We start from the raw sequence: 5,960 nt of genomic DNA, 5'->3' as shown, positions 1-5,960 counted from the left end.
TGGTTCACTCTGCGTGGTGAACAACGCTTCATACGACTTCAGGTCGCACGGACAAAAGTGAGTCAGTGATCTGGCTAAATTAGTAATCAATAGATTACTTCAAATTTAAAAAACTTCGCTAAGCAAAACAAAAGACCTTCCCCTAGTAGGTCCTTAGTGAGTGACCATCTTGAAAAAAACTCCATACTACATGACTAACGTAATGTAGATACTTGGTAAAACTACGAGATGTATATAGAAATTTGGCTCACCATCCCACCCGGATGAGCCTAAAGATAAAGGAAATAGTGTACTAAACAATATCGTATTGTTGGAGTCAGTCAAAACACACTAGTAATGTTATTGCCGAGATGAATACCATTAGGAACACCCACTAACAAGAATACAAGCAATCACCTTTACATTGTGGAGTTAAGCGTTAGCAGTTCCTCTCATTTACACCAAGCAAGTAACCCCTATAACAACCTAGCTCTACAGCGCATCCAGAAATGTCAGCAACTGACTAAGCTCACTTTCATCCACTCTAATCCAGCGTAGCATTTCACTGCGTCTGTCCAACGATTCATTATTATCGAGAATCATTTGATCGGAGACTGTCGGGTCCCGATAGTAGAAAATGGGACTGATATGATGCTTAACCACCCCTTCCAATGTAGGAAAAATACCATTATGTCCATATGGAGCCGTTTTAGATACCGCTACCAATGAAGGCGTTCTAAACGCATATCTATCCCTGTTGTCCAGAGTCACCAGTGATCGACCAAAATCTTGTCCAAACATGTGGGGACCTTGATTTCCCTGAGGAACACCAATTGAATGAAATGACATATCACTCATTAAGTCCCCAGAATGACAAGAAGCACAACGTGCCTTACCATAAAAAAGTATGGCACCGCGTTTTTGCTCTTTTGACAATGAAGACGTATCGCCATTTATGTATTGTTCCCAAGCTGAAGGCGTACAATCCTCACTGATCTTCTGCCTTATGAAGCTTGCCAATGCATTACCAACCATAGGTAATGTCAGGTCAACCTGAGGTATGTTGGCAGACTCCATTGCGGCCAGCAGCATTCGAACATCAGGATCATTTTTTTCGAGTAACCTTTCTTGAATGAAAGTATTTTGGGCGGGTACCTTGTCAGCATAGTATTGTGACTCAACTAGGTCGACATGGCGATTGGTATTGAATCGTTTACTGGTCCCTAGAAACTCGTCACGAGCCAACAGTGGTAAAACTGCCGCGACAGCGAGCGCAGAATCAAAGCCCAACGAGCTCCCCTCGCCAACGGGTGAAAAAATCTGTCCGTCAATAGCTTGAACCTTACCATCCCAAAAGAACGTATTGAATCGGCTATCACCCCGAGCAAAAAGAGTAAAAGCGTTACGCGGCACAACTGCGCCACCACTAGCTAACCTCTCCTCACCTTCACCTATCCCTCCAACACCAATCGCTAAAGGTAGCCCATCAGTGAGTGCCTTGTTATCAAGATGGCAATTAGCACAAGTAGTGTCCTTATCCCCACTCAATACTGGGCGTTCAAAAACAACTTTGCCCACATCTGCCAAATACGAAGGTTCTTTCACCAACGGCTTTGAACACACATTCCCTTCAAGCTCAAACGCTTGAATAGCTACCCTTAATGTCTCATCCAGAGACATGGCGCTAACCTGGAATGACGCAAACACAACAAGAAGCCAGGCTCTCATTTACCTCTCCCTAAACCTATGTTGCTCTATCAATGGTTCAATTGAGCGTTGGTGCAGCTCTATTGCCTCCAGCCCAAGGTAACCAAGGACAGACTCTGGTACTCGCATTGCAAGCATGATCTTCCGAGTTTTATCATATTCGTGGCACGCCAATAAATGTACTTTTGCTGTTTGGTTCAATGTCTTTGATTCCAATTGCTCAATATACCAAGTCTCATCCATCGCCAGAGAACACTCAGCGGTTTGCTCCATAAACTGATTTTTATAATAGAAGTATGCAAACACGGGTGAAACCACATAGATTCCTATCCAGGCGATACAACACAGTGAAATAACGAAGTAAAAAACACGCTTCATCGCGCAAGAATCCCTAGTGAATTCAATGTCACCGTATCAAGAGTTTGCGAGACAGGTATATTGTTGTCCACTCGATAGGCATTTAATGCTTTACGAGTTTGCTTGCCCATAATCCCATCGATGATTCCCTTGTAGTAACCACTTGTATAGAGTGCGAACTGAACTCGGATGATAAGCTCCTTACGTTTTTCTAATTCCTCTACAGTAGATAATGGTGGTTTGGTTGCAGGCGCTGTATAACTCGGGGTAGAAGGTTGAGTAAGGGGTTGGGATTTTTGCTTTTTAACTGGAGCACTATAGGTCGACCCCGCGGACGACCGATGAGAACTATGACTTCTGTGGCTACTGTGGCTCCGATGCGCAGCGATGTATAGGGGAATAGCCTCATTTAGGGGCGCTAACACAACCTTGTCGAGTAACAATTCATCTTTAACATCGTGCTCCTCCGGCGCTGCAGTACCTGCGTCGGCACCTGAGTTTAAAGCGAAGAAACCTGGTAGTAAGGCAGCTAGATTGAAATTCCTTTTCATATTATTCTCCTTGGTGATGCATGATACTTTCCACGAGACGATGAGAAATAACCTCCACAACTGTCTTTTAACTGACAATCCGAACACTCACTAGGATAGTAGTTCTTCCAGTCTGATATAGATTTGACAGCGTACGATCTGATTAAAGAAGGTAAATGACAAAGTGGAAAATTAAACAGCGTCGGATTTAACCCGGCAATTTCAGCAGTCAACAGGCCCTTTATCAGGGCGTCTTCATAATCTTCTGGAGCGCACTCTAGCGCTGACCAGTTTCTTTTAGCCCAACCAGTCGCTTCCAGGTTCATTACCGACAACTGCACAACACCAGAAAAAACACGAGCAATGTATTCGGCAACTTGTGGTAACTCACTAGCGTTGTGTTGAGTCGGAATGAAGCGTACTTCCATCTTAATACCTGAGTTTCCAGCGTTGATCATCCCAACGACCGTTTGTGAAAACGCACCATCTCTTCCAACTAGATGATCATGAATTCGGCCTCTCACCGAATAGAGAGGAATACCGAAGGTAATATCGAGGCGACTAGCCATCGAAGCCAACTCTCCAGTAAATTCTAAATCTGAAAATGCCCGCCCATTGGTCAGGACATGTAGGCGAGTATTGGGAGCATGGTCTGAAACAAACGCCAGAAATTTGATAAAAGCATCACCGTACAATAGTGGCTCCCCACCACTAATACCAACATCACCATCAAATCCAAATGCGGCTAGAGCGAGCGCTCCGTATGACAACAACCAGTCATCCTTTTCCTCTCGTGGAGGTTGCGAACAAAATAAGCAAAGGTTATTGCAGCGCTCGGTTACAAGCAGTGTGTTGTGATTGGCTCTTCGCGACAAAATAACGCGCAACTGCCCAAACTGGTTTATGTTGACCACATCGCCATCATCTACAGAATCATGTAAGGTCGCATGAGTGATAACACCAACAAAATCGTCACGAGCAGAATTCAGGGGCGCTTGTTGCTCTTTTGCAAGGAAGATCTGTTCTAAGTAACGACTGTCGCTCGTTCCTTTACCTTTGCGGATTTGATAAAAACCTGGGGTCGAAAATCCGTCTTCTTCCAACGAGAATGTATCGGGTCGAATGACGTTACTCATATAACCACTCCTTAAGCATCTCACCAATGCCATCTTCTACGTATAGGTGCTTAAGAATTAATGTGAACATTGCTTTGTGATACTGACAAAATCGAGAAAGGCTCTTATCGCCGATTGGCTCTCCAAAAACACTAATGTTTTGACAAGGGTCTGAGCCACAAAACGGTTGGTACGCACAGGAGGCACACCCCGGATGAACAGAAATAAAAGACTGAGACAATATTGATTTGTACAGACTGTTTGACTCGATGACTGGCTCTTGAATGGTTCCAAGTGAAAAATCGATATCGGGGTTGGTTTTTTGAAGCATCCGAGCCTCATCGCTTCCATATATACGACCATCATAATTGAACATGATACAGTTTAGGATTAGGCCGCTCGGGGATTTTAGGTCTGCGTATCCACTGTAATCCGCATTAAATATTCTTCTAAGGTGAATCAATGCAGAATGTTCGATGATTCTCTCCCCTGCGAGTCGCTTTCGATTTAAGACCTTCAAGAGTTGTTCATAAAAAGCAATGAACGCCTTAATATCGTACGTCTTAGCATTCCCTTTATTGGCAAAACCGTAAGGGCTTATCGGGCGAACAAACATGTCAGAAAATCCGAGAGCACTATGCGCATCGACGATATCTTCAGGCTTTTTCAACAACGCCTCGGTTACCGTGGTAACGGTAGCAACCCTATCCGGACCTAACCTACGTCTAATTTTTTCAACGCCTTGTTTCACCAGTTCAAAGGAATTTCCACCCTTCAACACTCGATTGGAATTATGTGTGAGCGCCCCCCCATCGAGTGAAGTTGAGAAATTAATAGGTTTGTCTTCACTCCATGTCAAAACGTCATCGCTCAGTAGAGAAAGGCTCGTTGCAATTACGATCTCAAACTGGTCGACCCCCAGGTTAGAAACCGCCTCCTGATAGATCTTTTGAACGAGATCAAACCTTAAAAGAGGCTCTCCACCTTGGATTTCCAGCTTGTATGGCGCATTTCCGAGGGAACGGATTCGTTCGAGCAAAAGGGGAATCAAGTCTGGATCTAGGTCGTAGTTACTTGCTTTGACAGAGGCTCGGCTCACCTGGCAATAATGGCATGTGTGATCACATCTTAGCGTTGGCACAATCATAAATATGGGATTGAAGTGGAGCGCCGACATTAAGCGTTTTGACATACCCGAAGCGAGAGAGCTAACCGAAGCAGATTGGTATTCGTCATCACAAATAAAGAGCTTTCTTTCAAGCAACTCATCGATGACAGCATCATCGGTGGAGTTTTTATCTATCAGCGAATTGAGTTCCATTCTGCTCAAGTACGCATGAAACCCGGCCTGATTCGTTAATAACGCAATATCAGAGTCAAGAAACTCGAAGTTAAAAGGCAGTACGTTCATTTCAATAGCTTCTTCTCAACGGAGCTAAGAACAGCTGCGGAAATCCCTTCCAAATAACTACTGGTTTTCTCTGATAATTTTTCTCGAAGCAGATAGTCATTCAACAGGCGTTCGAATTCCAGAATGATATCCTCATCTTGGGAAGAAAAATGGACGGCCCACCGTGTGTCTTCATCTGCCAGCTTCCAGGTAGTTAAAGGAGACATCCAATACAAAGCATGCCGGACAACCGACTCTGAGAAAGTACTTTTTTCTAATTGATGAATTAACATGCACACACCTTTTTATTGGATTTGCTCCCACAAAAGGCACGTTGAGTTTGTCGCTAAAGGAGTGCAAAATAATTATGTAAAGTGAAAATATAGCACCATATGCATTCTAGTGGTTATGATGAGAGTCGCATTTGAGAGGGTTGTTGGCCATTTAATTTTGAGGCATAAGTGCATTGATTCAAAAGAAATAGTTGCAATGCTTTTTGTTCGAAAAACAACAGCTCTCCACTCATCGCCTTACTTCGCCACGGTTTAGATGCCTGATTGAAAGTTGTCCCCGAACCTTGAGCGCTAAAGATAGCTTCCATGATAGAGGTCGACAGCACTCCTAACAAAACATTTGCCGACATTAAGAGCGACCAATGTTGTGAGCTTCTCGCCACCATCGAATGAGAATATATATCTTTCTGATCCCTTCCTTGGCATTCCGCCTACCCCATATACTTTGCTTAGAACATGTTAATGTTAGTCATTAGGAAAAATAGGTCAGTCTGTCGACAAGACTTTGCTGATGGTCTCAGCTCAAAATCATTTTGGGGCGTGCGACGTGAGGTCGTATGAAGCGCTGTTCACCGCTCAATGTGTGAAC

7 protein-coding genes are annotated in these 5,960 nt (G+C 43.9%); all 7 read right to left on the bottom strand.

Going from position 1 to position 5,960, the window contains the following annotated elements:
- Nucleotides 1–471: 471 nt before the first annotated feature.
- Nucleotides 472–1,707, bottom strand: coding sequence for a His-Xaa-Ser system-associated MauG-like protein (locus ACED25_RS22820; RefSeq protein WP_017098574.1), 1,236 nt, complete (start codon nt 1,705–1,707; stop codon nt 472–474).
- Nucleotides 1,708–2,064 carry a TIGR03982 family His-Xaa-Ser system protein gene (locus tag ACED25_RS22815; protein ID WP_016799684.1) on the bottom strand — a complete coding sequence of 119 codons (357 nt, stop codon included), beginning with the start codon at nt 2,062–2,064 and terminating at the stop codon, nt 1,708–1,710.
- Nucleotides 2,061–2,594, bottom strand: coding sequence for a His-Xaa-Ser repeat protein HxsA (gene hxsA / locus ACED25_RS22810; RefSeq protein WP_017098573.1), 534 nt, complete (start codon nt 2,592–2,594; stop codon nt 2,061–2,063). Before hxsA ends, ACED25_RS22815 begins: the two co-directional genes overlap by 4 nt.
- Nucleotides 2,591–3,709, bottom strand: coding sequence for a His-Xaa-Ser system radical SAM maturase HxsC (hxsC, locus tag ACED25_RS22805; RefSeq protein ID WP_017098572.1), 1,119 nt, complete (start codon nt 3,707–3,709; stop codon nt 2,591–2,593). The genes hxsA and hxsC overlap by 4 nt, the downstream gene beginning before the upstream one ends.
- Entirely contained in the window at nt 3,702–5,099 is a 1,398-nt protein-coding gene (gene hxsB, locus ACED25_RS22800; RefSeq protein ID WP_017098571.1) for a His-Xaa-Ser system radical SAM maturase HxsB, read from the bottom strand. The genes hxsC and hxsB overlap by 8 nt, the downstream gene beginning before the upstream one ends.
- Entirely contained in the window at nt 5,096–5,371 is a 276-nt protein-coding gene (hxsD, locus tag ACED25_RS22795; protein WP_016800223.1) for a His-Xaa-Ser system protein HxsD, read from the bottom strand. The genes hxsB and hxsD overlap by 4 nt, the downstream gene beginning before the upstream one ends.
- Nucleotides 5,372–5,484: 113 nt before the next feature.
- Nucleotides 5,485–5,721: a hypothetical protein gene (locus ACED25_RS22790; protein WP_230853865.1), complete on the bottom strand. Its 237-nt coding sequence runs from the start codon at nt 5,719–5,721 to the stop codon at nt 5,485–5,487.
- Nucleotides 5,722–5,960 lie beyond the last annotated feature (239 nt).

This window comes from Vibrio sp. 1F263 (assembly GCF_041439035.1).
Classification (GTDB): Bacteria; Pseudomonadota; Gammaproteobacteria; order Enterobacterales; family Vibrionaceae; genus Vibrio; species Vibrio tasmaniensis_A.
The sequence above is the reverse complement of the archived record's forward strand: the minus strand, read 5'-3'. Positions and strand labels throughout refer to the sequence as shown.

Coding starts and splice junctions, on each gene's coding strand:
- ACED25_RS22820 (WP_017098574.1), bottom strand. CDS start 1,707: ATGAGAGCCTGGCTTCTTGTTGTGTTTGCGTCATTCCAGGTTAGCGCC.
- hxsC (WP_017098572.1), bottom strand. CDS start 3,709: ATGAGTAACGTCATTCGACCCGATACATTCTCGTTGGAAGAAGACGGA.
- hxsA (WP_017098573.1), bottom strand. CDS start 2,594: ATGAAAAGGAATTTCAATCTAGCTGCCTTACTACCAGGTTTCTTCGCT.
- ACED25_RS22790 (WP_230853865.1), bottom strand. CDS start 5,721: ATGTCGGCAAATGTTTTGTTAGGAGTGCTGTCGACCTCTATCATGGAA.
- hxsB (WP_017098571.1), bottom strand. CDS start 5,099: ATGAACGTACTGCCTTTTAACTTCGAGTTTCTTGACTCTGATATTGCG.
- hxsD (WP_016800223.1), bottom strand. CDS start 5,371: ATGTTAATTCATCAATTAGAAAAAAGTACTTTCTCAGAGTCGGTTGTC.
- ACED25_RS22815 (WP_016799684.1), bottom strand. CDS start 2,064: ATGAAGCGTGTTTTTTACTTCGTTATTTCACTGTGTTGTATCGCCTGG.